At 48.7% G+C, this 25978-nt stretch carries 24 protein-coding genes; 15 read left to right on the forward strand and 9 right to left on the reverse strand.

Annotated elements, in window-relative coordinates; all coding sequences use genetic code 11:
- Positions 1-15: 15 nt before the first annotated feature.
- Together ACXAG2_RS05700 and ACXAG2_RS05705 are read left to right on the forward strand one after the other, a co-directional pair.
- Positions 16-195: a hypothetical protein gene (locus tag ACXAG2_RS05700; protein ID WP_474865108.1), complete on the forward strand. Its 180-nt coding sequence runs from the start codon at positions 16-18 to the stop codon at positions 193-195.
- A complete protein-coding gene (locus tag ACXAG2_RS05705) occupies positions 192-1028 on the forward strand; it encodes a hypothetical protein (RefSeq protein ID WP_474865109.1) in 837 nt (278 codons plus the stop codon). Before ACXAG2_RS05700 ends, ACXAG2_RS05705 begins: the two co-directional genes overlap by 4 nt.
- A 44-nt stretch (positions 1029-1072) precedes the next feature.
- On the opposite strand, the gene ACXAG2_RS05710 is transcribed toward ACXAG2_RS05705, so the two are convergent.
- Entirely contained in the window at positions 1073-4345 is a 3273-nt protein-coding gene (locus ACXAG2_RS05710; protein WP_474865609.1) for an amidohydrolase family protein, read from the reverse strand.
- Between the two features lie 66 nt (positions 4346-4411).
- On the opposite strand from ACXAG2_RS05710, the gene ACXAG2_RS05715 reads away from it, so the two are divergent.
- Positions 4412-4582 (forward strand): hypothetical protein, encoded by a 171-nt coding sequence (locus tag ACXAG2_RS05715; RefSeq protein WP_474865111.1) that lies wholly within the window; start codon positions 4412-4414, stop codon positions 4580-4582.
- Here ACXAG2_RS05715 and ACXAG2_RS05720 read toward each other — a convergent pair.
- The 3 genes from ACXAG2_RS05720 to ACXAG2_RS05730 form a co-directional block, all read right to left on the reverse strand.
- Positions 4579-4752 (reverse strand): hypothetical protein, encoded by a 174-nt coding sequence (locus tag ACXAG2_RS05720; RefSeq protein ID WP_161599083.1) that lies wholly within the window; start codon positions 4750-4752, stop codon positions 4579-4581. The genes ACXAG2_RS05715 and ACXAG2_RS05720 overlap by 4 nt on opposite strands.
- 92 nt (positions 4753-4844) lie before the next feature.
- Complete coding sequence (locus ACXAG2_RS05725; RefSeq protein ID WP_474845245.1) at positions 4845-5543, reverse strand: NUDIX hydrolase; 699 nt, start codon at positions 5541-5543, stop codon at positions 4845-4847.
- The gene (locus ACXAG2_RS05730; protein WP_474845243.1) at positions 5536-6102 is read right to left on the reverse strand and encodes a nicotinate-nicotinamide nucleotide adenylyltransferase; all 567 of its coding nucleotides are present in this window, start codon (positions 6100-6102) and stop codon (positions 5536-5538) included. The genes ACXAG2_RS05725 and ACXAG2_RS05730 overlap by 8 nt, the downstream gene beginning before the upstream one ends.
- A gap of 129 nt (positions 6103-6231) precedes the next feature.
- On the opposite strand from ACXAG2_RS05730, the gene ACXAG2_RS05735 reads away from it, so the two are divergent.
- From ACXAG2_RS05735 to nadE, 3 genes are read left to right on the forward strand one after another with little or no spacing between them, the layout of a single operon-like run.
- Complete coding sequence (locus tag ACXAG2_RS05735) at positions 6232-6867, forward strand: isochorismatase family protein (protein WP_474845241.1); 636 nt, start codon at positions 6232-6234, stop codon at positions 6865-6867.
- Between the two features lie 19 nt (positions 6868-6886).
- Entirely contained in the window at positions 6887-8095 is a 1209-nt protein-coding gene (pncB, locus tag ACXAG2_RS05740; protein WP_474852227.1) for a nicotinate phosphoribosyltransferase, read from the forward strand.
- Between the two features lie 8 nt (positions 8096-8103).
- Positions 8104-10218: an NAD(+) synthase gene (nadE, locus tag ACXAG2_RS05745; protein WP_474865113.1), complete on the forward strand. Its 2115-nt coding sequence runs from the start codon at positions 8104-8106 to the stop codon at positions 10216-10218.
- 67 nt (positions 10219-10285) lie between these two features.
- On the opposite strand, the gene gorA is transcribed toward nadE, so the two are convergent.
- On the reverse strand, positions 10286-11635 hold the full coding sequence (gorA, locus tag ACXAG2_RS05750) for a glutathione-disulfide reductase (protein ID WP_474865115.1): 1350 nt from the start codon (positions 11633-11635) through the stop codon (positions 10286-10288).
- Between the two features lie 124 nt (positions 11636-11759).
- On the opposite strand from gorA, the gene ACXAG2_RS05755 reads away from it, so the two are divergent.
- On the forward strand, positions 11760-13097 hold the full coding sequence (locus ACXAG2_RS05755) for a sensor histidine kinase (protein ID WP_474865117.1): 1338 nt from the start codon (positions 11760-11762) through the stop codon (positions 13095-13097).
- Here the strand turns inward: ACXAG2_RS05755 and nosR are convergent.
- From nosR to ACXAG2_RS05775, 4 genes are read right to left on the reverse strand one after another with little or no spacing between them, the layout of a single operon-like run.
- Positions 13089-14423, reverse strand: coding sequence for a response regulator c-di-GMP phosphodiesterase, NosR family (gene nosR, locus ACXAG2_RS05760; RefSeq protein WP_474865119.1), 1335 nt, complete (start codon positions 14421-14423; stop codon positions 13089-13091). The genes ACXAG2_RS05755 and nosR overlap by 9 nt on opposite strands.
- A 36-nt stretch (positions 14424-14459) precedes the next feature.
- Positions 14460-15398 (reverse strand): sensor histidine kinase, encoded by a 939-nt coding sequence (locus ACXAG2_RS05765; RefSeq protein ID WP_303573862.1) that lies wholly within the window; start codon positions 15396-15398, stop codon positions 14460-14462.
- A 1-nt stretch (position 15399) separates the two neighbouring features.
- Positions 15400-15765 (reverse strand): hypothetical protein, encoded by a 366-nt coding sequence (locus ACXAG2_RS05770; RefSeq protein WP_474865121.1) that lies wholly within the window; start codon positions 15763-15765, stop codon positions 15400-15402.
- Between the two features lie 26 nt (positions 15766-15791).
- Positions 15792-16352, reverse strand: coding sequence for a response regulator (locus ACXAG2_RS05775; protein ID WP_119499978.1), 561 nt, complete (start codon positions 16350-16352; stop codon positions 15792-15794).
- Positions 16353-16712: 360 nt separating this feature from the next.
- Here ACXAG2_RS05775 and ACXAG2_RS05780 point away from each other — a divergent pair, with 360 nt between their 5' ends.
- From ACXAG2_RS05780 to ACXAG2_RS05815, 8 genes are all read left to right on the forward strand, one after another.
- A complete protein-coding gene (locus ACXAG2_RS05780; RefSeq protein ID WP_474865123.1) occupies positions 16713-18416 on the forward strand; it encodes a two-component system response regulator in 1704 nt (567 codons plus the stop codon).
- Positions 18417-18557: 141 nt separating this feature from the next.
- Complete coding sequence (prlC, locus tag ACXAG2_RS05785; RefSeq protein ID WP_474845224.1) at positions 18558-20594, forward strand: oligopeptidase A; 2037 nt, start codon at positions 18558-18560, stop codon at positions 20592-20594.
- Positions 20594-21280, forward strand: a complete 687-nt coding sequence (locus ACXAG2_RS05790; RefSeq protein ID WP_474845222.1) for a DNA-3-methyladenine glycosylase I — start codon at positions 20594-20596, stop codon at positions 21278-21280. Before prlC ends, ACXAG2_RS05790 begins: the two co-directional genes overlap by 1 nt.
- 123 nt (positions 21281-21403) lie before the next feature.
- Entirely contained in the window at positions 21404-22186 is a 783-nt protein-coding gene (gene ubiE / locus ACXAG2_RS05795) for a bifunctional demethylmenaquinone methyltransferase/2-methoxy-6-polyprenyl-1,4-benzoquinol methylase UbiE (protein WP_119499982.1), read from the forward strand.
- Positions 22186-22830: a ubiquinone biosynthesis accessory factor UbiJ gene (locus ACXAG2_RS05800; RefSeq protein ID WP_474845218.1), complete on the forward strand. Its 645-nt coding sequence runs from the start codon at positions 22186-22188 to the stop codon at positions 22828-22830. The genes ubiE and ACXAG2_RS05800 overlap by 1 nt, the downstream gene beginning before the upstream one ends.
- Before the next feature lie 20 nt (positions 22831-22850).
- A complete protein-coding gene (ubiB, locus tag ACXAG2_RS05805; protein ID WP_474852243.1) occupies positions 22851-24491 on the forward strand; it encodes a ubiquinone biosynthesis regulatory protein kinase UbiB in 1641 nt (546 codons plus the stop codon).
- Positions 24492-24781: 290 nt separating this feature from the next.
- Positions 24782-24991, forward strand: a complete 210-nt coding sequence (gene cspE / locus ACXAG2_RS05810) for a transcription antiterminator/RNA stability regulator CspE (RefSeq protein WP_108568737.1) — start codon at positions 24782-24784, stop codon at positions 24989-24991.
- Between the two features lie 259 nt (positions 24992-25250).
- On the forward strand, positions 25251-25928 hold the full coding sequence (locus tag ACXAG2_RS05815) for a hypothetical protein (RefSeq protein WP_474845214.1): 678 nt from the start codon (positions 25251-25253) through the stop codon (positions 25926-25928).
- Positions 25929-25978: the final 50 nt, after the last annotated feature.

Here is a 25978-nt window from a genome sequence, read left to right on the forward strand (position 1 = left end):
ACAGGGAGTGTTGCTATGCAGAAATCTGCTCAGTATCGTCTTATCTATTTCGTTCTGATGGTCACTACATTTGCCGGCGGCTATTACTTTCTACCTGACACAATCCGGTTACCGCAGGATAAGTGGCTCACCGCACTTTTGCAGGCCTGTATTTTATTGTTTTGCCTGCAGCGTACTATGTTTGTGTTGTTGTGAAAGGCAAACAGAAACTGTGGAAAATAATCATCAGTTTTAGTCTCGCGGCGGTGGCCGCGCGGTACACCTTTCCTGAAGATCTTGCTGCTTATTTTGAGTTTATTTCCTGGCTACGTTATCCCATTGCGGCGGTGCTTATTATTCTCGAATTTGCATTGGTTTATATGGTGGTTAAAAGCTTGTGGAAAGCCCGCCATCTTCCCGGTGATCCGAGATTGCATGCTCATAAAGCGTATGCAGAGGATGACAAAAAACGAATGACTGCTGTTTTATGGGCCCATGAACCGGCATCCTGGTTTTATGCCATTCCCCGGTTTACCCGCCGGCATGTGTCGCCCGTGGGGAAACTACATACCAAATCAGACAGCGTGATTTATCAATGCGTGCTGACAGGCGGAATAGTGCTTGCGGCTGCGCTTTCATACTGGCTTTTGGCTGAATGGAGTCATACCGCAGCGGTTATCGTTTGCAGCCTGATCCTCTGGACGATGATTTCTGCCATTGCCAGTATCCGTATAGGAAAGCATTTCTCGCTGTATATTCAGGACGATGATCTGGTCATCAATCCGGGGTTCTACAGTACCCTGTTCGCCAGGCTGTCTGCCATTGAGTCTGCAGAGGCCGGAAGCTGGAGCAGAGCTCACTGTGGTGATGCATTGATTTTGGGGCAGGGTGATGAAGCTAACGTGCGCATCAGATTCAGTAAGCCGGCGCTGTTATATTCAATGATGGCAACATTTGATGACTGGCAGGATGAGGTTTATCTTATTTGCCGCGATCCACAACAGGTCGCTGACAGTCTCAAACCTGCGATGGCGTTGCCAGCAGCATGAAATAAAAAGGGCGCCTTATCAGGCGCCCGTACAGGTTTAAGGTATCAATGCCTCCAGTGATACATATGCGCTTTGGCGTTGATTTCCTGCGCAGTCTCTTCCGGCATAAACAGTTTGTTATCTGCCTCGAAGAAGAACGGCTTACGCTGTTTACGGCTGCCCACTTCATTCATCGTCGCAGCCTCATAAACCCGTCCGTTCAGCACGGTATACTCAACAAATTCGCTTCTGCGGATATCGCTCAGTACATCACCGTCAATCACAACTAAGTCGGCCAGCTTACCTTTTTCTATACTGCCAAGGTCGTTACCCATGCCTAAGTGTTTGGCACCGTCAATGGTTCCGCCACGCAGGGCTTCCCATGGCGTGAAACCACCCTGAGCCATACTCCACAATTCCCAGTGAGCGGCTAAACCTTCACGCTGGCCATGGGCACCGATGTGCACGCTCACACCTTTGTCGCGCAGTGTTTTTGCATACGCTGCCACTTCGAAGTGATTGTACTGGTTATCCGGTGCGGTAGGACGGCGGATAGCACGGCTGTCGAGAATGGTTGACGGCACATAGCGCAGCAGGCGTTCGTTCTTCCACACTTCAGTTCTGTCGTACCAGTACTCTTCGCCCATCAGGCCACCATATGACACCACGAAGGTTGGCGTGTAACCCGACTCTGTGGCTGCCCATAACTGGTTAACATCATCATAGCCTTTCGCCACAGGGAAACTGTGCTCAAGACCGGTATGTCCGTCTACCACCATAGTCAGGTTCTGCTGCATTTTACCGCCGCCTTCCGGCACAACCATCATCTGCTGTTCGTGTGAAGCCCACAGAATTTGCTGACGTTGATCCCGTCGCGGCTGGTTATAACTTTTTACTGAAATTGCACCGGCTTCTTTCAGCCTTTCAACATGGAAATACGCATCATCGTAGTTGTTGATAATGGCTTTATAACCCAGTGACTCGGCACCGTATAAAATCGCGCCGGTGGAATAAATGCGCGGAGCAATAATATCGCCATGTCGTTGCAACTCTGAGGCTGCAAAGATTTCAGTGGTGTCGTTGGACGGATCGTGAATCGTGGTCACACCAAATGCTACGTTGGCAAATTGTCCCCAGTTTTGTTGAGGAATAATTTCGTTACGACCCTGAGAACCGTGAGCATGGGCATCGACTAAGCCCGGAATAATGGTTTTTCCGCGGGTATCGATGCGCATGGCGTCATCAGGAATAGTAATATCGTCAAGTGAGCCAACGGCTTCAATCCGGTTATCGCGAATAAGCACTACGCCGTTTTCGATGACTTCCTGTGTGTTATCTGCATCACGCATGGTAACGACTTTGCCGCCGACCAGCGCTTTGTAGCCACCGGGTTTATCTGCCTTCGATTTGAAAGACAGGTTCATGCCTTTGGTTTCCGGTTCAGGCAGTGCATCTTTTTCTTTACCGGCAACAAAAGTAAATGCATCTTCCAGTGCGCGCTCGTAATACACCGGTCCGTGGAACCAGCCTACCGACGTACTATCCGGACTCCAGTTCAGGTACTCGCCGGCACGGGCAGAGAGCTGTGTAACCGGTAATGATGTCATGTCCGGTCCCAGCGTAATTTTCTGACCGTTGTCTACGAACGGTGCTACGTAGGTCTTGAACTGGTAAACAAAAGCCACCCACTTTTTGTCATGAGACAAACGGTATTCGCTGACTTTATCCGCACCGTATAAATGCGTGCGCTTGTCTTCACCGCGTAAATCGGTGCTGCTCAATTGCGTTTCAGGGTAAGCAGACCCGCCGGCGCGTTCGGTGAAATACACACGACCGTCATTTCCGGCAAAATGGGGTTGTGCACCACTTTCGCTGACTCTGACTTCAGTGTCGTTCTTCAGGTCAGCCACATATAAACCGGGCTCTACCGAATAAGTAGGATCTAACAAATAGCCGCCGCTGAATTTCCGGAATGCGACATAACGGCCATCTGGCGAGAAGCTTGGCTCTACATAGTGTCCCGGCTTTTTGGTGATCACTTTACCTTTGCCACCTTTGGCGGAAACTATGCGTACATCACCCAGCTTTTCGTCATTCCAGGTGGTGTAAACAATGAATTTTCCATCGTTGGTATAACGGGGAAAATATTCATCGTGCTCACTTTGTTCCGTCAGGCGGGTCATTTTGCCGCTTTTAATATCTTTCACATAAAGCTTGCCCAGGGCTTGGAACAACATACTTTTGCCGTCCGGCGATTTCTGCGACCAGCGAATCATTTTTACATCGAATTCATCCGGTGCCACATCCACATCAAAGTGCAGTGCATCTGCATAATGCAGTGTCGCTTTTACGCTGACATCAATATCTCCGATATTGCCGGTTTTAATGTCGACGTTGTGAAACTTACCTCCTGTCCAGTAAACCAGAGACTGGCTGTCGGGCATCCAGTCGTAATAGGCAAAGTAGCCTTCAGAACCAAAGCCTTCCTGCATATCCCGCTCAAGGGTAAGGGTTAGCGGTTTCTCAAGCCCGGTTTCCAGCTCTTTGAGAAAAAGCCCGGTTTTGTTTTTTACCCTGCGGATAAAGGCGATGTATTTACCGTCCGGTGAGGGCACAGGTACAATAGCGCCGCCGGTACCACTGATAAAACTGTCCTCTTTACCGGTTTTGCGGTCGAAGCGGGTGATGTCGAAAATCCCTTCAAGAGGATCTCTGTTGTACTCGAAGCCTGCACCCGGCACGGTGTTGTGGGTGTAATAGATATACTGGCCATCATGTGAGAACACCGGGTCGGCAATATTTTGCTGGTCGGCGTTCCCGTGTTCGCGGGCTTTGATTTGCAGACCGTCACCACCGGCAATGTGATACATCCAGATTTCACCGGCCGGAATACTCCGGCTGGACATAATCCCTTTGGTGGCAACAATGTACTGCCCGTCCGGACTCCATTTCGGAGAATGAATGATGTTTTTCTTTTCCGTAGTCACCTGACGCAAATTACTGCCGTCGATATCCATCACCCACACATTGGACAAACCGCCACGGTCTGAGATAAACGCAATATGCTTTCCGTCCGGCGAAATGGCGGGATGAATATTCCAGGCAAAATCCTGTGTTAGCGACGTCGCAGCGCCGCCGGATAAAGGCACTTTATACAAATCGCCCAGCATATCGAACACCATAAATTTGCCATCCGGTGAGATGTCCAGGCTGGACCAGGTGGTTTCGCTGGTTTCAATATCCACGCTGTTAAGTGCGAAGGGAGGCTTGAGCACATCCCAGTTTTCGTTTTCTGATTTGTCTGCCGTTTCGGCCAGTGCAGCACTGCTGCCCAGCATCAGGCTGACAGCAAGTGCCAGACTGTTTCGGGTGATTTTTATCATTATGCGTTCCGGTAAAGGTACTTGTTGTTTGTTATGCGGCTGGCTGGCATCAATGCCGGCGAACAGCCCGTTTCCCGTTCAGAAGCATACGACACGGCTTACCGGATTTGCAAAGCGGATGGTTTTACTAAAGAGGTTATTCATCGTATCTGGAGGTTTACGACAACGACCCGCAAACTGAGACAGACCTAAAGCGATGCGGAAGAAGGGTCCAGTTCAGTGAGGATCCAGCGGATGCACAAATGAAAAAATGACACCATTAAGGCTGAAAAACCGCTCATCACCAGGTTTGCAGTCAGAACATAGGTGGCAACAAACGCAACAGCGAACAACACAGCGACAGTTGAAATACCTGCTCTCATAATATAACTCTCCATTAACTTTAATGAATGTATTATGCGCGGTATTTCAGAAAGTGCGTAACGGGACTAATTGATAGACTTAATCTTAAAAATTAATCAAACGCACCTTGCATGACCCGGGAGAAAAAGTGGGGCTTTAACGGGTGTTTGTGGGTGTAAAGTTTGGCCCGGCTTCGTTTTACAATTTTACTGTCACCGGTTTCTTCCACTGACATACTTTCTTCAATCCGGTCTCTGAAGTTCTTTTTGTGCAGGGGTTTGCCAAGCACGATTTCATACACCGTTTGCAATTCTGAGAGGGTAAACGGATTCTTGAAAAAGTAATTGGGTTCGGTGCTGTATTTTGCGCGGTGATAAAGCCGTTGAAAGGCTTTCTGTATAAGTTGCTGATGGTCAAACGGCAGTGTCAGTGAGGGTGAATCACGCAGAAAATCGCTGACATCATGCCAGTGAACATGCTCAAGACACGGCGCAGAGTCGTCCACCAGACACAAATAAGGACAGGTAATACTCCATCCCTCCGGATCCCGGCTGATGTTACCCTCAAATTCCAGTTTAGCGATATAAGACGGGCTCAGGCCCACCTTTGACTGCAAATTGCGAAGGAGTGTGTCGTTGAGTGTCTGATCCTTGTCGGTATGAACAAATCCGCCCGGCAATGCTAATACGTTGGCATATACCCGCGCATCAGCAGGGCGGCGGATCAGGGCAACTTCCAGCTTATCAGCACGGATACGCAATAAAATGGCGTCAATGGTACACACCGGGGTCGGGTAAGCAGTTTCACGCATATAACTGATGCCTGTTGATGTAGTCAGCCACGGAAGGGGTTATCAGCGATGTTGCGGCATTCCCCTCTGCCAGCGCTTCACGGACCATGGTTGAACGGATAGATTGCCGTTCAGGTACCACCAGAACATGCCACTTTTCTTCAATTTCCTGCGCTTTATAAAACTTCGGCCAGTTTGCTTTGTTATCCGGCCCGATGACGAAAGTAAGCTGATCGCCGCTAAACTGCGTATTGTGTAAGTAAGACAGTACATCGTAGGTGTACACAGGGCTTTCACCGTCACTGATGAGATGCTCAACGGGCAGGGCATGTATACGGTCATCCTGAAGATCACTCACGAACGCATTCAGCATGGCAACCCTGTGACTGTAATCAATCATGTTTTTCGCGAATGCGTGGCAAAAAGAAGGGATGAGCACTACCCGTTCATAGTGATTTGCATGTGCCAGAATCGATTCAATCGCATCAGCATGCCCCTTTGTGGGCGGATTAAACGCTGAACCAAACACCGCTACTTTCATATTGAATACCTTCTTAATGAGTGTTTTTAAAATACTCATTAGTTACCAGAAAGGCAAATAAAACCACGACTTAAAAGACTCCAAATAGGTTAGGTAGTGATTGATTAAATTTTGATTGACTTTAAAGGGTATTGATAGAATACTCTTTAAAAAGTGAGGAGCTTATTGATGACAATTGCATCCGTTAACGTTGATCCGCAAAAAGGGTTTACCCCTTTATGCCCCGATGAACTGCCTGTTCCGGGCGGAGATGAGATCGTACCGGCGTTGCTGGCGCAAAATGCACTGGCGGATTTCATTGTGGGTTCCAGCGATTCTCATTGTGATGCAGCCTTGTTCCGGGTGGAGAACGACGATGAACAGTTTCAACCGCTGGAGCATCCGAATACCGATTGCACATTTAAAATGCACTGCAAGCCGGGAACAAAAGGCTTTGAGCTGCTTGACGGTTTACCTGCGCCCACAGAGTACGATTTTTTCGTCTGGAAAGGCGTGGCTCCCGACCTTCATCCCTATGGCGCCTGTTACCATGACCTGGCTGAAAAGCTGTCCACAGGGTTAATCGAGTACTTACGCTGTAATGACGTGACAACAGTAATTGTAGGTGGCCTCGCGACAGATTTCTGTGTCGCTACTACCGCCCGTCAGCTACAAAATACAGGCCGGTTTACTGTCATATTGCACCTTGATGCGTGCCGGGGCATTGCGCCTGACGGTATCGACACCCAAATTCAATCTCTTAAAGAATCAGGAGTTGTCATCGCCGCTACCATCGACGATGTCAAAAAGGCCCTTGCTGCATAATCCACTAAGAAACAAACCCATGTCCCGAAATTCTCTGTTTAAGGAACACTTAAACTTCTCTGCGTTAGATAACGACTTCTACAAAATGAACATGTGGCAGTGTTTTATGCACCAGTTTCCATATGTTGAAGATGTGGAATACCGGTTTGTGGTGCGCAGCGATGTGGATTTACGTCCATACCGGGCTGAAATTCAACAGGAGCTGGAAAAGCTCGACGGCCTCCGGTTTACGCCGGACCAGATAAGCTGGCTGGAATCCATCCCCTGGTACACGAAAGACTTCATTGAGTGGCTTCGAATGTGGTCTTATCAGACACGCTTTTTACATTTTTCAGAAGAAGACGGTCAGTTGTCGATTCGTGCGAAAGGCCCCCTGATGCACGTACATAACTTTGAGATGCCAGTATTGTCTACCGTGGCAGAAGTGTACAACCGCCGGAACTACCCAAACAAAACCTACGAGGATGTGCGTCAGCCTTTATTCGAGAAGGTGAAATGGCTGAAAGAACAGCATGAAAAGCACGATTTGTCGGGTTTATCCATTGCTGAGTTTGGTACCCGTCGTCGCTTCAGCTATGAAGCACAGCTTACTGTTATTGATATGCTGAAAAGCATGGTGCCGCAATTTCTTACCGGTACATCGAATATGCATCTGGCGAAAGAGTTCGACATTTTGCCAATCGGTACCATGGCCCATGAAATTTTTATGTTGTCCCAGCAAGTTGGCGTGCAGCTGGTGAATTCACAAAAGCACACCCTTGAAGCCTGGGTGAAGGAGTTCCGTGGCCAGCTGGGTTACGCGTTAACCGATACCATTGGTATGGACGCTTTCGTCCGTGATTTCGATTTGTACTTTGCAAAACTGTTCGATGGTTTAAGACATGACTCCGGTGATCCGATAGAATTCGGGGAAAAGGCGATTCGCATGTATGAGAATTTGCATATTGATCCGCGAACGAAAACCATTATTTTCAGTGACGGGCTGGATTTTAAAACCATGGTAACGCTGTTTTTGCGGTTCCGCGGGCGAATCAAAACATCATTCGGGATTGGTACCTTTTTGTCTAACGATGTTCGCGGCGTGACGCCACTGAATATCGTGATGAAACTGGTACGGGTTAACGGTAAGCCGGTGGCGAAAATATCTGATGCGCCGGGTAAAAACCTTTGCGAAGATCCTGAATTTGTAAGCTACCTGAAAAAGGTATTCGAAGTAGACTGGGCATAAGATCACCTATGGCAAATTACACCCGAATCGGCACAGCAGCGCTGCGTCAAATTCCTTTCGACTTTAAGGGCAATGTGTCCCGAATCCTCAGCGCTGTTGAGCGTTCAATGGACGCCCATATCAATATCCTGCTTATGCCTGAACTTGCACTGACAGGCTACGGATGTGAAGACAATTTCAGTTACCAGGAATTTAACCAGGCGACGGAAGCTGCGCTGAACGATGTGCTCGCCGGCTATCAGGCACTGGCCCATGAGCGCGAACACGCCGGCAACATGCTTATTGCTATGGGCATGCCGGTGATGTTTCCGGGCGGTCAGGTGTATAACACCACGGCGTTTATCAGTGCCGACGGCCTGCATGGCTTTGCCTGTAAACAATATCTGGCCCGTAATGGCTTGCACTATGAGCCGCGCTGGTTTGAAGCCTGGCCACGGGGCAGGGTGGTAAATCATCCGACATTCAACGTGCCTTTTGGTGATGTGGTAGTGAATGCCGGTGGCCTGCGTATTGGCGTGGAAACCTGCGAAGATGCCTGGGTGGCAAACCGTCCGGGGCGTGATCTCTATCATCGTAACGTGGATGTATTATTAAACCCCAGTGCCTCTCACTTCGCGGTAGGCAAAAATTTTATCCGCGAGCAGTTTATTAAAGAAGGCTCCCGTGCCTTTGGCGTGGTGTACGCCTATGCTAACTTAGCCGGAACGGAAAACGGTACCAGCATTTTCGACGGCGGTTCACTGATTGCTTCAGAAGGTAAAGTGGTTTCCCGTGGTGACCGCTTCAACGTGCGCGACGTGGTGATGAACCAGACGCTGGTGAATGTTAGTGCCAACCGTGTTTCCCGCGTTATCAGTTCTGAAACCATCGATATTGACGACACTAATGTGGTGGATATCGAACTGTCACTCACCCTGCCTAACGATGCCGTGCTGGCTGCACGCAGCAACGACCGCGTAGATTCCGCCAAAGACGAGCTGCCGGTATTCTGGGATGCACTCAGTGGTGATGACTACGCCTACACCGAAATCTGCTATGCGCTGGGCAATGGCTTGTGGGACTGGACTACCCGTACTCACACCGACGGTTACGTGGTGAGTTTGTCCGGTGGTGCGGATTCCGCGCTGGTGGCGGCTTCGGTGTATGTGTCGCATTTCGTGGCGCTGGAACAACTCGGCGTACACGATTACTTGGCGACCTTGCCGAAAGGGTTAGCTGCGAAAATAGACGCCATCGCGCCGGGCGAAGATAAAATTGCCTGGCTGAAAGAAAAGGCCATGCCGAAGGTGTTGCTGTGCTTATATCAGGGCACAGATAACTCCTCTGAAACCACGTTCAACGCAGCGAAATATCTGGCGGAAGAAATTGGTGCAACGTTCCACAGCTGGAATATTGAACCGGTGGTGCAGCAATATCACTCGCTGGTGAACGGGCTGTATCCGGACCGGCCGCTGAGCTGGAAAACCGATGATATTGCCATGCAGAACATTCAGGCCAGAAGCCGTAGTCCTGGTGTGTGGATGCTGGCCAACCGCGAAAACAAACTGCTGATTGCCACATCGAACCTGTCTGAATCTGCGCTGGGTTACGCTACCATGGATGGCGACACCTCTGGTGTGATTTCTGTGATTGCCGGTATCAACAAAACCACTATCCGTAAGGTGAACCGCTGGTTGGAAGATGTGGGACTGCCGCTGTCTGTTGACGGTAAAAGTGCCCGTCATCAGCTGAAAGAAATGCACCGCGTGAACGTACAGCAGCCTACTGCGGAATTACGTCCGGAAGAGCAGACCGATGAAGCGGATCTGATGCCGTACGTGTTGTGCGATTTCATCATGGATTGCTATCTGGCCCGCCAGATGTGGCCAAAGAGCATTCTGGTGGAACTGATGCTCAACGGCTTCGACAAAGAACACGACATGCGCCAACTGGCTGCTTATGTTGAACGCTGGTTCAGACTGTTCTGCCGCAATCCGTGGAAACGCTACGGCACCCGCGCCGGTTTCCACATCGAACAGGTATCGCTGGATCCGAAAACCTTCCACCGCTTCCCGCTGCTGAATAATGGCTTCAGCGAGCAACTACAGCAAATGTGGGATTATGTTGAGGAAGTGGAAGGGTGATACAGGTCATCTGAACAGAAAAGCCGGTTTATGGAAACCGGCTTTTCTCGTTAATACGGTCCGCAAATCAGGTCATGGTGACAAACTCTTCGGCGCTGGTGGGGTGAATCGCAATACAGCTGTCGAAATCGGCTTTGGTTGCGTCCATCTTCATCGCCACGGCAAAGCCCTGCAGGATTTCATCCATGCCCATTCCTATACCGTGCAGGCCAACCACCCGTTCCTCTTCACCGGCGCATATAAGCTTCATTTTCGTAGCCTGACGATGTTTGGTGACTGCCGTGTACATGGCGGCAAACGATGACGTGTAAACCTTCAGATTTTCCTTACCGTAGGCTTCTTCTGCTTCCGGCTCTGTCATTCCCACAGTGCCTATTGGCGGATGGCTGAATACTACGGTTGGGATGAGATTGTAATCCAGGTGCGCATCGCTCTGGCCATTGAACAAGCGTTCACTGAGCAAACGTCCGGCTTTAATGGCAACCGGCGTCAGTTCTGCATGACCGGTAACGTCGCCCACACAGTACACGCCATCTACCGTGGTGTTCTGGAATTTATCTACTTTAATGAAACCTTTATCGTCGGTGTCGATACCGGTGTTTTCCAACGCCAACTTGTCGCTGGATGGTACCCGGCCAATGGCCCAGATAAGCACATCGGTTTCAATGATTTCACCGGTGGAAAGGGTGATTTTCAGTGAATCGTCATCCTGCTTTTCCACTTTTTCAATTTCTGAAAACTTATGCAGGGCAGGGCCTTCGCTGTCGATAATTTCCGTGAGCGTTTCAGCAATCATGGGGTCGAAATGACGAAGTGGCTGACCATGACGGATAACCAAATCGGTTTTTGTGCCCAGTGAATGCAGTACGCCCGCCAGTTCCACACCAATGTAGCCGGCTCCTGCAACCACTGCCCGTTCGGGCTGTGTTTGCAGGGCAAAGAAGCCGTCGGAGTCGATGCCGTGTTCTGCACCGGGAATATCCGGGAAGCGCGGACGACCGCCAACGGCTATGGTGATATGTTCTGCGGTGTACTGCTCGCCATCTACTTCAATGGTGTGATCGTCAACGAATGTTGCAAAGCCTTTAATAACGGTAATATCGTTGGCACCAAGCACGCGATCATAGGAAGCGTGGATACGCTCAATGTACGCCTGACGGTTGGCCACCATCACTTCCCAGCTGTAGTTATTGACGGTGACATCAAAACCATAGTCAGGGCCATACTTATGAATGGCTTCTGCCACGTTCGCGCCGAACCACATTGCTTTTTTCGGCACACAGCCCACGTTTACACAGGTACCGCCAATATCAGCACCTTCAATGAGTGCGACTTTCTTGCCGTGCTTTGCTGCCCGGTTGGCCGATGCGATCCCGCCACTGCCACCACCAATACAGATATAATCAAAGGTTTTCATAATCATTTGCCCGTTAAGAGTAATATCGCTATTCTGGCACGAATAATTTCTTCGCTCAAAATGCAACAACTGTCTACACTACGAAGTAGCAAGAAATAAAGTCTAACGGGTTATGCGATGGGATATGAGTAGTATGCCTCAGGTAAATGACACGCGCGGTAATCAATCTGTACACATACTCATGCAAGAGCTGGGAAGTGTACTGTGCCTGGACTGCTCTTTGCACACTCTGCTGGATAAATACATTGAGCTGCTGGTCAATCATTTTGAGGCCCGCTGCGGCTTCTATACACCTTTCTGGTTCGAAGAACTTTCTCTGGTTTCCTCATTGCGGGTATTCAAAGAAGAAGCCTGGTCCGGCGATGATGCTGAACTTGATGCGTTGTGTGAGCGGGCGAGAAAGCGATACGCGGCTTATCCTGATGACACATTTCTTTACGACGGAGATGACGACCCTTTTATTTGTTTGCGGCTTGCTGACAATGGTCACCCGGAAATGTGGTTGATCATCGCGCTTGAAAAGCCATTGAGTGATGAGGCACTGAATGCTTTTGTGCCCCTGGTTAGCTGGTTTCAGAATGGAATGGTGCAATGCCGGCGCAAAACCACACTGGACAGTACGCAAACCCGCATTGATGAAATGACCCGGGGAATGGCAGAAACAATGGCTCAGCTTGTACAGGCTGAGAAAATGTCGGAGTTAGGCAAACTCACTGCAGGTATCGCTCACGAAATTAATAATCCCATCGGTTACATCCGCTCTAACCTTGAAACCCTTGTGCAGTATGTGGAAACGTTTGAAGAACTGTTTGCAGAAATCGCACAGTGGGCGAAAACTAAACCTGGTTGCTCAGAGATGTTGCAGGAACTGGAAGCCAAATACGATTTGTCATTTTTATTAGAAGATGCCCATGAGATCGTAGCAACTAATGTCAGTGGTATTGATCGTATTCGCGACATAGTCAGTGATTTATATGCGTTTTCCAGGAAGGGCGAAGGTAAGATGATGCCGTTGTCTTTACAGGATGTTATACAGCGGTGCGTGAAGCTCACTAAAACCCGTTTCGATAATCATCATCAGATTCAGGTCAATGTTCACACAGACACCCCTTACTGTGTGGGGGATGCTTCACAGCTTGAGCAGGTGATGATTAATATGATGATAAACGCAGCGCATGCTATGCCAGCTGGAGGCGTGTTATCACTAGACTTAAGCAGTACGGAAAACCGTCTTATTCTGAAAGTGAAAGATACTGGTGTCGGCATGGATAAGGTCACTCAACAGAAAATTTTCTCGCCATTTTTCACTACCAAGCCCACCGGAGTGGGAACGGGGCTGGGATTGTCGATTTCTCACGGAATTTTACAGGCGCATAACGCCACTGTGTCGGTGGAAAGCGCAATCAACGAGGGGACTGAATTTACCCTGTCGTTTCCCCTCTACCGCGAATCGTCAGATTGATTCGGGTTCGGCCTGATTTTCTGATTCACCCACGTCCAGCCGGCCAGCTTTAATCGTGATTTCAAACATCTTGCCGTGGTCATCTTCGAACTGACATAGTTTGGCAATCGTTGACTCGGTGAATACATGCCCTTCCGGCAAAATCAGAATATGACTGTCGTTGTACAGGTTGGCCGCCAGTACCATGCCGGGGGTAAGCTCGTTGGCAGTAAACGTGTTGTCTATGTGCTTAGGCAATCCGATTTCCTGTGATTCCAGTAGGATATCCAGATACGTTGCGTCATAACGAGTGTTGCGGTGTTTCTTAAGTTCCTGCTTGGCTTCGTTCGGTGTCATGTGTTTTTCGGTCAGGCGTCCGGTGATTAACCGCCAGTAGTCGCGACTTATCGATAAAATTCGGGCACCGTCAGGGATCTCTTTCGCCACCTTGTGATACAAACCGGAACCGTTCCAGTGTTCAAACTGTAATTCGATAATGTCAGAAACCGGTTGCAGATGCTGGGCAGGTGCCAGGATAGTGGCCGCCTGTTTTGTTTGCGACAGAAAATTCTTTTGTTGCTCGTAGTTCAGCTTGTTAAACGGAGGCGCATAATCCGCCGGTGTCAGACCGAGACATCCCAGTTCACAAATTAAGCTGGCATAACGGATCAGTTTAATTTCCTCTGCGGGTAATCCGGCACGCTCTGCTAAAAGGGTCGCAAGCTCACTGACTTCAATGGCAAACTTGCCATCTATATCAGGGTTGATGCTGATCACATTGAATAACACCTGCTCAAGTGCCAGATTGTGTTTCTCAATGCGCTGAAGCGCCAGTTTGATTTGCTTAGTCCGCTTAATCACCGTTTGTTCCAGATTGGCGTTAATGTCCTTAAGCTTTTTATTCTGCAGCCTTGTCAGTTTTTGCAGTCGGGCATTTTCGTCTTTTAATTTAACCCGCTCGAGCCCTTCTTCCAGGGTACTCATTAATTCCTGATTGTCCCAGGGTTTCTGAAGATAACGGTGGATTTTGCCCTGGTTAACGGCCTTTATGGTTGAATCAATGTCTGCGAAACCGGTGAGGACGACACGGAATGTGTCGGGATATAATTTGGCAACCTGTTCTAGCAATTCTGCGCCTGACATATGCGGCATCTTCATGTCAGATACCACAACGTGAACTGTGTGGCTTTCCAGTAACTCAAGGGCTTTCTTGCCGCTCTCTGCCAGCAACATGTTTATATTCATTTTGAACAGGGCACGCTTCAGCGCCCGAAGAATATTCGGCTCATCATCGACAAACAGAATCGTGTACTTCTTTTCCTCTTGAGTGGGCGTCTGCTCGCTCATGTATTCTCCTGTGAACCACGCTTGCTGCTGCCGGCTTTAGCAGTCTGATTCCGGCTCCTGCTCATCTTCCGGGCCGGTAGTCGGCAGACTTAATGTGAAGGTGCTGCCTACGCCTTCTTTACTGGCGACTTTCAATTCGCCGCCATGTTCTTCGGCAATGCCAAATGAAATCGATAAACCCAGTCCGGTACCTTGCCCCTCAGGCTTGGTGGTGAAAAACGGATGAAACAATTTATCGAGGTGCTCCTGTTTAATTCCGGAGCCGGAATCAGTCACGCTGATATGAACATAGTCCCCTTCATGCCATGACTTAACAATAATTTGCCCTTGTTTGCCGGTAGATTCAATCGCCTGACCAGCATTTATTAACAGGTTAGTAAAGATTTGAGTAATTTTCCCTACATTTATATACACCTTTGGTATATCTTCGAGACGCAATTCCTGCTGACAAATATATTTCAGTTTGTTATTTACCATACTCAATGTGGTACGCATGCACTGGTTAATATCAAACCACTGCCGGTCGTCAGAGTCTATGCGGGAGAATAACCGCAGCCCGCGCACAATTTCACTGACACGCTCCAACCCTTCGGCAGATTCATCTACCAGCGCCAGAATATCTTCGCTGATAAATTCGATATCGTGTTCTTCAATGGCACTGGCCAGTTTCGATTTAATCGTGTCCTGCTCAGTATTTTCCGGACTTGCCAGCTTAAGAACCTGCGTCATCACTTCCTGGTAAGCATGAACGTAATCAGCCAGAGTGGACAAGTTACTGGAAACAAAACCTACCGGATTATTAATCTCGTGTGCAACGCCGGCGGCAAGCTGACCGACTGAGGCCATCTTTTCTGCTTGTAACAATTGTCGCTGAGCATCGCGGAGATCTTTTTGCAGGCTGTCTATCAACCTGTCTTTTTGCTCCAGTTCCAGCTGCAGTTGATCTGCGCTTTTGCCATTTTCATGTTGTGTCATGTTAGCCCGCACTGCGATAGGTAAAGAATAAGCCCGGTGGCGAAGCCGGATATCCTGTCGGAATGTCAATACGCGTCAGGGCAGGGGAGAGTAAATGTAATGCATCACAGATATGTGGTGCTTTTATCGGGTATTTTACTTCTTTAACTACTGCCATGCTTTGCCCGGATTTTTGCCATCCATCATAAAAATAGCCGGGTATTTCCGATTTATGTAGTTTTGTCGTGTAAATCGCAGAAAAATCAGGTGTTGTGAGTTCTGTCACCGGTGTATCGTCATGCTCAGATGCCAGACAGGCACATGTCATCACGACAAACAGTACCGCACTTAACACCGGGGGATGCAAAAATACAGAACGTTTCATCATTGACAGACTCCTCAGGCAAACAGGGCTTACACCGTCATAAATTTATCTAACAGTTCTGTCAGATCATGATTAGAAAAAGGCTTGGACAGTACCGCGTCAGCGCCAAGATCCAGTGCCCGTTCAAGGCTGTTGTCGTCGAGGGCAGAAATGACAATGATTTTCAGGCGCTTGTATCTTGCCTGCTCGCGGGTAAATTGAATAACACTGTAGCCGTCCATACCCGGCATACTTAAATCCAGTGTCATCAGTCTCGGATTATGTTGGCTGAGCATGACACCTGCCTGAAAACCGCCGGTGGCGATCATAGTGTCGTAGCCCGCACGCCTCGCTACGCGCTGAATCGACTTTGCTACAGGCAGTTCGTCGTCTACAATCAAAATGCCCGGGGTTGCTTCTCCCTGCAATTGTGAGGGGACCGGCATATTGTGATGTTCGAGAAATTCAATAAAGTCGTCTACCAGTACACGGTTGTTACCCCGGCCGGGTAACTTAAAACCCTTGAGTTTTCCGCTTTCAATCCAGCGGATGACGGTTCGGAGATTCACATCGCAGTAAGATGCGATTTCGCCAGACGTTAACGTCTTCATAAAGTATTGCTCCGCAAGATGCTCAAATAATGACCTTTGTATTTATAGCACTGAAAATTTAAAGTGACAATAAAGACTAAAGTATAGTAAATGACATTTGTGACAATTGAAGTATTTGCTTGATTTTTAAGTTGCTGAAAATAAAGGTCTTTATATTTTCCGGATTAGAGAAAATTTACTTTTGTGTAATTATTATACCAATTTATAAGTGTGTACTTATACAAGATACGGTAAAAAGGAATGGTATCGTATAATTACAGGTAAAAGCGGCACTGCAACGTGTCTGCGTTTTGCTTTAAACACACGGGTACATGCAATGCGTGTACTCCGGGTCTCCGGCCCCCGGTAATGAGGTATTTCATGTCTGGTTCTAATGCTGCTGTAACGAGGTTGAACAAACTGGAGCTGCTGATTGTTGATGACGAACCTGCGGTGTTGAGTTCAATCAAACGGGCTATCCGCCCCTCAGGTTATGTCGTTCACACGGCTCAAAACGGCAAGGAAGCCATGAAGGTACTGGCGAACAATAATATCGCCGTGGTGCTCACAGACCACAGAATGCCGGGCATGACCGGTGCGGAACTGCTGAAATATATCAATCAGTTTTATCCGCAAACCATCACGCTGATGCTGAGCGGAGAAAGCAATTTTGATATGGCGGTGGGCTTGCTGAATAACGGACTGGCGAATAAATATCTTACCAAGCCATGGAATGCCGGGCAGCTCATCAATGAAATTGACCAGGCATTTGAGTATTTTAAAGGACGCCGGAATCATGGCTGGCAACGACGCATCGCAGAACTTACCCGTCAGGTAGATGATGCCGGTGAGCCTCAGATAGCGCCTAATGTGGTCAACATTGATGCCAACGCTGCGCTTATCGCGGTGAAGCTGGTGAATATGGATGATGTTTCCTACAGTCATGGTGAAGATACTATGGCCGCGCTGGTCAGTGAGGTAGGGCAGCTCATTGAAGATGCTGTTGACGGTAACTGTCGTGTACGTTGTGATGAATTCGGGTTGTTCTCCTTTCAGATGCGTGAAACCAATGAAGAAGAACTTGAGTCCTGGTGTGCCATGTTGCGCCGGAAACTGCAGCGCACATACAGTATTGATAAACGGGCAGTGTATTGCCAGGTGGGCGTTGGCTTCCGTGTACTCGGGAAATCGCCGGTAGATTACAACACACTGATAAAGAACCTTGAGCTCACCATTTTACGGGAAATGCACTCCAGCCACGTATCCAATCTCGACGATGGCACCATAGAGCGTTATCAGCGTCAGCAATTTATTCGCGCTGATGTGCAAAATGGTCTCGACAATAATCAGTTCAAACTGGCTTTTCAGCCCAAAGTAACATTGAAAAACGGGTTGGTGGAAGGTGCTGAAGTGTTGCTGCGCTGGCAGCATCATCATCTTGGCTGGGTGCCGCCTGCAGAGTTTGTCCGTCTGGCTGAACTCGACGGTCAGATTGAAGCCATTGGCGAGTGGGTGTTGCGCCAAAGTGTACGCAGTGCCTCTGAATTGATGCGTTTCAGCCCTGATATCAAGCGCATCTCCATGAACGTGTCGGCCAAACAGCTGCAAAACCACCGGATCGTCCAAATCTTAAAAGACGAAATTGAGCGCTATTCGGTGGACCCTGCATGCCTGGAATTGGAAATTACGGAAACCGCTATTGCTACCAACTGTGATTACGTGAATGGCCTGCTCTGGCAATTAAAGTTGCTGGGAGTCAAAATCGCCATCGATGATTTTGGTGCCGGTTTTACTTCTATGTCGTACCTCGCGAAACTGCCTGTGGACGTACTGAAGTTAGACAAATCGCTGGTGGACAATATCGATTACGAGGTCAATAAGCGGGAACTGGTGAAAAGCCTCATTGAAACTTGCCAGCGTCTGAATATCGGGACCATCGCCGAAGGAGTTGAAACTGAGCAGGTGCTCAGGATCCTGCAAACTATCGGGTGCGACCAGGTGCAGGGCTTTTATTTCAGCAAGGCAGTACCGAGAAATGAGCTGGAAAAAGTGGTGATTACCCAACCATTTGTGTCAATGATGTAACTGCGCTTGTTTTTGTGTTGTGTGATCCCAACATCTGAGTAAATGTTATTAAGTGAAGCAGGCAGTCTGTGCGGTTGCCTGCTGTGACACTTAGCCACCATAATCAAAGTCACATGACATCAGATAACAAGCGAGATCATTATGACTACCCCTGCTATTGAGCAAGTTGACGGGCTGCCGCTTTTTTCCGGTATCGTTCCGCAAGATATTAAGCCAGCGATTGAAAAAGCCATCGAACATTGTAAAGCCACCATCGACGAAGTGGTGGAAAGTAACGATTTTAGCTATGCCAACGTGGTGGCAAAAATTGAAGAGGCTGATGACCGCCTGGGGAAAATGTGGTCACCGGTCTCCCACATGAACTCTGTGGTCAGCAGTGATGAACTGCGGGAAGCCCACGATGCCTGTTTGCCTTTGTTGTCTGAATACGGCACCTGGGTTGGTCAGCACGAAGGCCTGTTTAATGCCTATAAATCTCTTAAAGAAAGTGACGAATTTGCCGGCCTCGATGAACAGCGTAAGAAGCTGATTGATAATACCATCCGTGACTTTACCTTATCCGGTGTCGCCCTGCCGCCTGAAGAGAAAAAACGCTTCGCTGCCATTCAGGCCCGCTTAAGCGAGCTGTCTTCTACGTTCAGTAACAATGTGATGGACGCCACCATGGGCTGGTCGAAACATGTTACCGATGAGTCAGAACTGGCGGGCTTACCTGAATCCGCACTTGCTGCGGCAGAGCAGGCAGCCCATCAGAAAGATCTGCAGGGCTGGTTGTTCACACTGGATATACCCTCTTACCTGCCTGTCATGATGTATGCCGACAATGCTGCCCTGCGGGAAGAAATGTACCGCGCCTATACGACCCGTGCGTCAGAGCAGGGGCCAAATGGTGGCCAGTGGGATAACACAGCCATCATTCAGGAGACTCTGTCCCTGCGTACTGAAATTGCAAAACTGCTCGGGTTCAGCAGCTATGCGGAGCGGTCTCTGGCAACAAAAATGGCCCAATCTACCGATCAGGTAACAGGATTTCTGGAAGATCTCGCGGCAAAATCACGTCCGCAGGCACAGGAAGAACTGGAGGAAGTCAAAGCGTTTGCTGAATCCGGTTTCGGAATTACGTCACTGAACGCCTGGGATTTACCTTACTACAGTGAAAAACTGAAGCAGGAAAAATACACCATTTCTGATGAAATGCTGCGTCCTTATTTCCCCGAAGACAAAGTGTTGCATGGGCTGTTCCGCGTTGTGCATCAGCTCTATGGTTTGACGATTGTTGAGCAGCCGGGAATCGATGTATGGCACGACGATGTACGCTACTTCACGATTACTGATGACGCGGATGTGATGAGGGGCAGTTTCTACCTTGATTTATATGCACGTGCTAAAAAGCGTGGCGGCGCATGGATGGATGAATGTCGTGTACGCCGCTACAGAGTGGATGGTGAGCTGCAATTACCGGTCGCGTATCTGACCTGTAATTTTAATGGCCCTGTGGGCGGCAAGCCGGCATTGTTCACCCATGACGAAGTGGTTACCTTGTTCCACGAGTTTGGTCACGGCATACATCATATGCTGACTAAAATGTCTGTTGCCGGCGTTTCCGGTATCAATGGCGTGCCCTGGGATGCCGTAGAGCTGCCAAGTCAGTTCCTTGAAAACTGGTGCTGGGAAGAAGAGGCGTTAACCTTTATTTCCGGTCACTATGAAACCGGCGAGCCGTTACCCGATGAACTATTGGATAAAATGCTGGCAGCCAGAGATTACCACTCTGCCATGCAGATGGTGCGTCAGCTGGAATTCAGTTTATTTGATTTCAAAATCCATCAACAGGATGGTGCGAATGTGGATGTTCAGGGGGTACTCGACAGCGTGCGCGGGCAGGTTGCCGTGGTTACACCGCCTTCATTCAATCGTTTCCAGCACAGCTTTGGCCATATATTTGCCGGCGGCTACGCAGCAGGTTATTACAGCTACAAGTGGGCTGAAGTGCTGTCTGCTGACGCGTTCAGCAAATTCGAAGAAGACGGTATATTCAACCGTGATACAGGCAAAGCGTTTTTAGAAAACATCCTTGAGATGGGCGGCAGTAAAGAGCCCATGGAACTTTTCGTTGCGTTCCGGGGCCGTGAGCCTCAGGTAGATGCATTGCTTCGCCACTCGGGGATCAGAACCTGATGGCTGCCGAACCGTTTTCAGAAATTCAAAAACGGGCGGCACAGAGAAAGGGCGGCGCTGCCGCCCTTTCTCATTTAGTCAGTCAGCCTTTATCAGCAAAAGATGTAGCAGCCATTCCTGATGACCGTTTCTTAGCGGCAATGACAAAGAAAGTGTTTCAGTCCGGGTTTGTGTGGCGGGTTATTGAAGCCAAATGGCCGGATTTTGAAACTGTCTTCTTTGGCTTTGATATTGAGAAAGTGTTGCTTATGCCCGATGAAATGCTTGAGCAGAAAGCCACTGACAAACGCATTGTGCGCAATTATAAAAAGGTCATGACTGTGCGAGACAACGCCATGATGATCCAGGACATCAAACATCATCATAATAGTTTCGGTGAATTTGTCGCTGGTTTCGGCCCTGAACGTATTACTGAGCTCTGGTTATATCTTAAAAAGCACGGTGCCCGTCTGGGCGGCAACACCGGACCTTACACGTTACGTGCGCTGGGCGTTGATACCTTTTTGTTTTCCCGTGATGTGGAAGACTACCTGCGCAAGCACGAAATCATCGACGGTTCACTGACCAGTCAGAAGTCGTTGAAAGCTGCAAACGCCTGTTTTGCGCAATGGCAGCAGGAAAGCGGGTTGTCGCTGCAGGAAATCAGCCAGACATTGTCACTAAGCTGGGGCCCCAACGGAAATTAATGTTCACCGTCAGGAGAACACTGCAAAGTTTGACCTAAATAAGCGTAGCGGCGGCAAACCACTGTCGTTCGTTACCGCTTTTGGGTACACTTCTTCATACTGAAATTTAAAGACAGGACAGCCATGAGCGATAATACGGCGAGCCGGGCAGATACCGCTGCGGAAACATCCACTACCCATTTTGGCTATAAGCAGGTTGATAAAACACAGAAGGCATCGTTAGTTGCCAATGTTTTCGATTCTGTGGCCGCTAAATACGACGTGATGAATGATTTGATGTCGTTAGGTATTCACCGTTTGTGGAAGCGCCATGCCATTGACTGTTCAGGCGTCCGCACAGGGCATAAAGTGCTGGATATCGCCGGTGGTACCGGTGATTTGACAGCTAAGTTTTCACGACTTGTAGGCCCCACAGGTCAGGTCACTCTGGCAGATATTAACCTGTCTATGCTGAAAGTTGGCCGTGACAAATTACGTGACCGGGGTCTGGTTAACAATATCGATTATGTGCAGGCCGACGCCGAAGCATTGCCGTTTCCTGATAACACCTTTGATGTGGTGACCATGGCATTCGGTTTACGTAACGTGACTGAAAAACAGAACGCCCTGAATTCTATCTACCGCGTATTAAAACCGGGGGGCCGGTTACTGGTGCTTGAGTTTTCTAAGCCCACCACTGAGCAGCTCAGTAAACTGTACGATATGTATTCTTTTCACATTCTTCCTAAAATGGGTCAGCTTGTGGCCAATGATGCTGAGAGCTATCAGTATCTGGCAGAAAGTATCCGCATGCATCCGGATCAGGAGACATTGAAGGGCATGTTTGAACAGGCGGGTTTCGAACAGTGTGACTATCAGAATCTGACCGGCGGCATCGTGGCGTTACACCGGGGATTCAAGTTTTAATGCCTGCCATTGCACTGGTTACGGCCGCTGTTGAAACGGCTCTTAACCGCTTGCTTGCGCTGGATAAGCATGCTGCAGAACGTTTAAAGCCTCTGAACGGTAAGCGGCTTACCATATTCGTTACCGGCACGCCGGTAGCGTTGTCGCTGGTGTTCTCCCATCGCATCGACGTGCTTGGTGAAAACGGTACATTTGAGGATGTGGTCGCGCAACTGGATAAGCATACCTGCTGCGTCCGGGCCGGATTGGATGTGTTACCGGAGCTGAAGCAAAGCAGCAAAATTACCAGCCTTATTCAGGCCGGCAAATTGTCGGTTGAGGGCGAACTTAATATTGCCCAGCAGGCCAGTGCTTTGTTTCAGCAACTGAACATCGACTGGGAGGAAATCGCCTCAGGGTACGTGGGTGATGTGACGGCACATTCGGCGTTTGCGTTATTAACGAAAGCCCGGCAATCTGCCACGCAATTTTTAAACAATGCGAAAGCCGGCCTCAGTAATGCTCTGACCGAAGAGAAAGATATCGCTGTGCCCCGTATAGCGGTTACCTGGTATGCTGACCAGGTCTCGGAACTCAGAGACGATGTGGCCCGTTTTGAAGCCCGGCTGTCAAAACTGGAACAAAACCCTCCTTCTAACGGATAAAGCCTGAACCGGATTTTTTCATGCGTATTGGTCGTCTGTATTTCATCAATAAAATTCTGCTGCAACATGGTCTTGATGAGCTAATTCCATCCCGCTGGTTACCCTGGTATGCCCGCCTGGCGCGGAAACTGATTTTCTGGATCAGCAACGAACATAAAGATAAATCTGCCGGCGAACGGATAACCCTGGCGTTGCAGGCGCTGGGGCCGGTTTTTATCAAGTTCGGTCAGATGTTATCTACACGGCGGGATTTACTGCCACCGGCAATCGCCAATGAGCTGGCCAGGCTACAGGATAAAGTGGCGCCCTTTTCCAGCGACGCCGCCACAGCTATCGTGCTGAAAAGTCTGAATATACCTAAGCTGAACCTGGTGTTCAGCCAGTTCGATGAGCAACCTCTTGCATCAGCTTCTATTGCCCAGGTTCATGCCGCGGTATTAAAAGAGAATGGTCAGCATGTGGTGGTAAAAGTATTGCGACCGGGGATCCGCAAAACTATCGACGCAGATATGGAACTGCTGTATACCCTGGCCGGCGTACTGCAGAAGTGGCTGCCTGATGGCAAGCGCCTGCGTCCGGTGGAGGTTGTTACCGAGTACCAGAAAACCCTTGTGGATGAACTGGATCTGATGCGTGAGTCGGCGAACGGCATACAGCTGCGCAGAAATTTTGAAGGCTCACAGAGCCTCTACGTTCCTGAGATGTACGGTGATTATTGCCGTCATGACGTGCTTGTCATGGAGCGTATATACGGTATTCCTATTTCCAATATTGAAGCCCTGCTGGCGCAAAATACCAATATGAAAAAGCTGGCAGAACGTGGTGTTGAAGTGTTTTTCACCCAGGTGTTCCGTGACAGCTTCTTCCATGCTGACATGCACCCCGGAAACATTTTTGTCTCTGCAGAGCACCCCGAAAATCCGCAGTATATTGCCATCGATTTTGGCATTGTGGGTACGCTTAACAGAGAAGATAAGCGTTACCTGGCGGAAAACTTTATTGCCTTTTTTAACCGGGATTACCGCAAGGTGGCGCAACTTCATGCCGATTCCGGCTGGGTACCTGCCGATACTAATATCGATGAATTTGAAATGGCAATCCGGACGGTGTGCGAGCCTATTTTCCAGAAGCCGCTGGCAGAGATTTCTTTCGGCAACGTTCTGCTTCAGCTGTTTAATACGGCCAGGCGTTTCAATATGGTGGTGCAGCCTCAGCTTGTTTTGCTGCAAAAAACATTACTTTATATCGAAGGGTTAGGGCGGCAACTCTATCCGCAACTGGATTTGTGGCAAACGGCAAAACCGTTTCTCGAAAACTGGATGAAAGAACAGATTGGTGTCCGTGCCATGTTATCCAAGGTAAAAGATAACCTGCCTTTCTGGTCCGAGAAATTGCCGGAGATGCCTGATCTGCTCTATGACAGCTTAAGGCAGGTAAAAACCATGCCTGTGCAAATAGCCAGAAATCATCAGGAGCTGGCACGTTTGCAGCTGGAAACAGCCAAGGCCAATCATTGGGTGGTGGTCGGGTCCACGTTTATCATTGTGGCGGCCATTCTGCCTGTATATGTTCACCACTGGTCATTCGCTGCACTGAGCGGTGTAGTGGGGCTGGGATGCTGGATTCAGGGCTGGCGTCATAGTCACCCCAAGTCTTCGTAAGTAAGGGAATCTGACACTCCGGTTACGAAATTGTGATAATTTTCTGTTAGCGGTGAATTTTTGTATCATTTTTCCCGCCAACTGTTATAGTGGTTTTAGGCTGTTTTAGCCTAAGGTCTTTTTAAGACGAGATTATTTTTGTTTCTACCATGATGTTTTGAACGCTCTGGTTACACCTGTAATTGTTGTAAGTTGTTTGTCCATCCCATGTAAGACCCAAATATCCCGTTGCAATGAGGCCACGAGTAAAGCGCCTTTGGCGCAGTTTTATTGAAAGTTTTGAGGTCTACATGTCTAAAGTTACAGGCACCGTTAAATGGTTTAACGCAGATAAAGGTTATGGATTCCTGACTCAGGATAGCGGCGACAAAGATGTATTCGTACATTTCCGTGCTATCGTTTCTGAAGGGTACAAAACCCTGAACGAAGGTCAGCGAGTTGAGTTTGAAGTTGAGCAAGGTCAAAAAGGCCTTCAAGCTGCCAACGTCAACGCTATCTGATTTCAAAAAAACGGTGACATCTGTCACCGTTTTTTATTTCCCCCACCGTTTATCATCGGCGATTGTCATCGCGTCTTAATTGCAGTTGCAATTTTCTCTCTTTCCGCTTTTATTGAATTGTTACACTTAGTTATTAGCATCACCGGCAAGGTTACATTATGTTACTGTTTGAACCGTTGTTATTTGCTTTTATTCTGTGTATCACGCTTATGGACAACCGCGTGGTTTAACATACCGGTATTCTTTTCAAGGAGCATTCATGTCGTATCCGTTTAAGCGACTTTTTCTTTTATTCATTTTAGGCACAACGTTATCCGCAGTTGCGCATGCTCAACAAAATGTAGTGGCTACTTTGCTGGGTAAACCAGTGACAGAGCGCTCTGTATCGCCCACAGAGAAGCAGCTCAATGCACTGGCTAAAACTATGAACGTGTCCAGAGAAATGGCCGTAGCGCAATTTCAGCAGGCCAGACTCACCGAAATCATTGTGGATGGTGTGTTAAAGGATTATGCCGAATCTAAAGGTATCGAACCGGACGCTGAACTGGTGGCACGTTTCGTTGAAGTGTTTAAAGACAGTCTGGATACCGCTACCCCTCCGCCAGAACCCGAGACGGAAGAAGATAAAGAGCTGGCATCAGCATTTACTCCGCCACCAAAACGTAGTGTGCAGGAGATTGCTTCAGAACAGGTTAAACACTGGCAAGTTGAAAAGGCGATGTTCGAGGAGTTTGGAGGTGCAGTTGTCTTTCGCTCCAACACCCCTCAATATCCGGTAGGCGCCTACAACAAATTATTGAAAAAGTACGAGAAAGAAGGAAAGCTGACAATCAATGCAGCAGAATTCTCCGGGGTTTTCTGGCGTAGCTTCGCTCCCCCTTATACTGCAGAAATTGATCCTCAGTATGTGGATTTCAGCCATCCATGGTGGTATTGAAATCGTCATCAGATTACAGCACGGTGATTAAATGCACGTGCTTGAGTCTT

The organism is Alteromonas sp. ABH4_456 (assembly GCF_056160645.1).

Coding starts and splice junctions, on each gene's coding strand:
- ACXAG2_RS05700 (WP_474865108.1), top strand. CDS start 16: ATGCAGAAATCTGCTCAGTATCGTCTTATCTATTTCGTTCTGATGGTC.
- ACXAG2_RS05710 (WP_474865609.1), bottom strand. CDS start 4,345: ATGCTGGGCAGCAGTGCTGCACTGGCCGAAACGGCAGACAAATCAGAA.
- ACXAG2_RS05720 (WP_161599083.1), bottom strand. CDS start 4,752: ATGAGAGCAGGTATTTCAACTGTCGCTGTGTTGTTCGCTGTTGCGTTT.
- ACXAG2_RS05725 (WP_474845245.1), bottom strand. CDS start 5,543: ATGCGTGAAACTGCTTACCCGACCCCGGTGTGTACCATTGACGCCATT.
- ACXAG2_RS05730 (WP_474845243.1), bottom strand. CDS start 6,102: ATGAGTATTTTAAAAACACTCATTAAGAAGGTATTCAATATGAAAGTA.
- ACXAG2_RS05735 (WP_474845241.1), top strand. CDS start 6,232: ATGACAATTGCATCCGTTAACGTTGATCCGCAAAAAGGGTTTACCCCT.
- pncB (WP_474852227.1), top strand. CDS start 6,887: ATGTCCCGAAATTCTCTGTTTAAGGAACACTTAAACTTCTCTGCGTTA.
- nadE (WP_474865113.1), top strand. CDS start 8,104: ATGGCAAATTACACCCGAATCGGCACAGCAGCGCTGCGTCAAATTCCT.
- gorA (WP_474865115.1), bottom strand. CDS start 11,635: ATGAAAACCTTTGATTATATCTGTATTGGTGGTGGCAGTGGCGGGATC.
- ACXAG2_RS05755 (WP_474865117.1), top strand. CDS start 11,760: ATGAGTAGTATGCCTCAGGTAAATGACACGCGCGGTAATCAATCTGTA.
- nosR (WP_474865119.1), bottom strand. CDS start 14,423: ATGAGCGAGCAGACGCCCACTCAAGAGGAAAAGAAGTACACGATTCTG.
- ACXAG2_RS05765 (WP_303573862.1), bottom strand. CDS start 15,398: ATGACACAACATGAAAATGGCAAAAGCGCAGATCAACTGCAGCTGGAA.
- ACXAG2_RS05770 (WP_474865121.1), bottom strand. CDS start 15,765: ATGATGAAACGTTCTGTATTTTTGCATCCCCCGGTGTTAAGTGCGGTA.
- ACXAG2_RS05775 (WP_119499978.1), bottom strand. CDS start 16,352: ATGAAGACGTTAACGTCTGGCGAAATCGCATCTTACTGCGATGTGAAT.
- ACXAG2_RS05780 (WP_474865123.1), top strand. CDS start 16,713: ATGTCTGGTTCTAATGCTGCTGTAACGAGGTTGAACAAACTGGAGCTG.
- prlC (WP_474845224.1), top strand. CDS start 18,558: ATGACTACCCCTGCTATTGAGCAAGTTGACGGGCTGCCGCTTTTTTCC.
- ACXAG2_RS05790 (WP_474845222.1), top strand. CDS start 20,594: ATGGCTGCCGAACCGTTTTCAGAAATTCAAAAACGGGCGGCACAGAGA.
- ubiE (WP_119499982.1), top strand. CDS start 21,404: ATGAGCGATAATACGGCGAGCCGGGCAGATACCGCTGCGGAAACATCC.
- ACXAG2_RS05800 (WP_474845218.1), top strand. CDS start 22,186: ATGCCTGCCATTGCACTGGTTACGGCCGCTGTTGAAACGGCTCTTAAC.
- ubiB (WP_474852243.1), top strand. CDS start 22,851: ATGCGTATTGGTCGTCTGTATTTCATCAATAAAATTCTGCTGCAACAT.
- cspE (WP_108568737.1), top strand. CDS start 24,782: ATGTCTAAAGTTACAGGCACCGTTAAATGGTTTAACGCAGATAAAGGT.
- ACXAG2_RS05815 (WP_474845214.1), top strand. CDS start 25,251: ATGTCGTATCCGTTTAAGCGACTTTTTCTTTTATTCATTTTAGGCACA.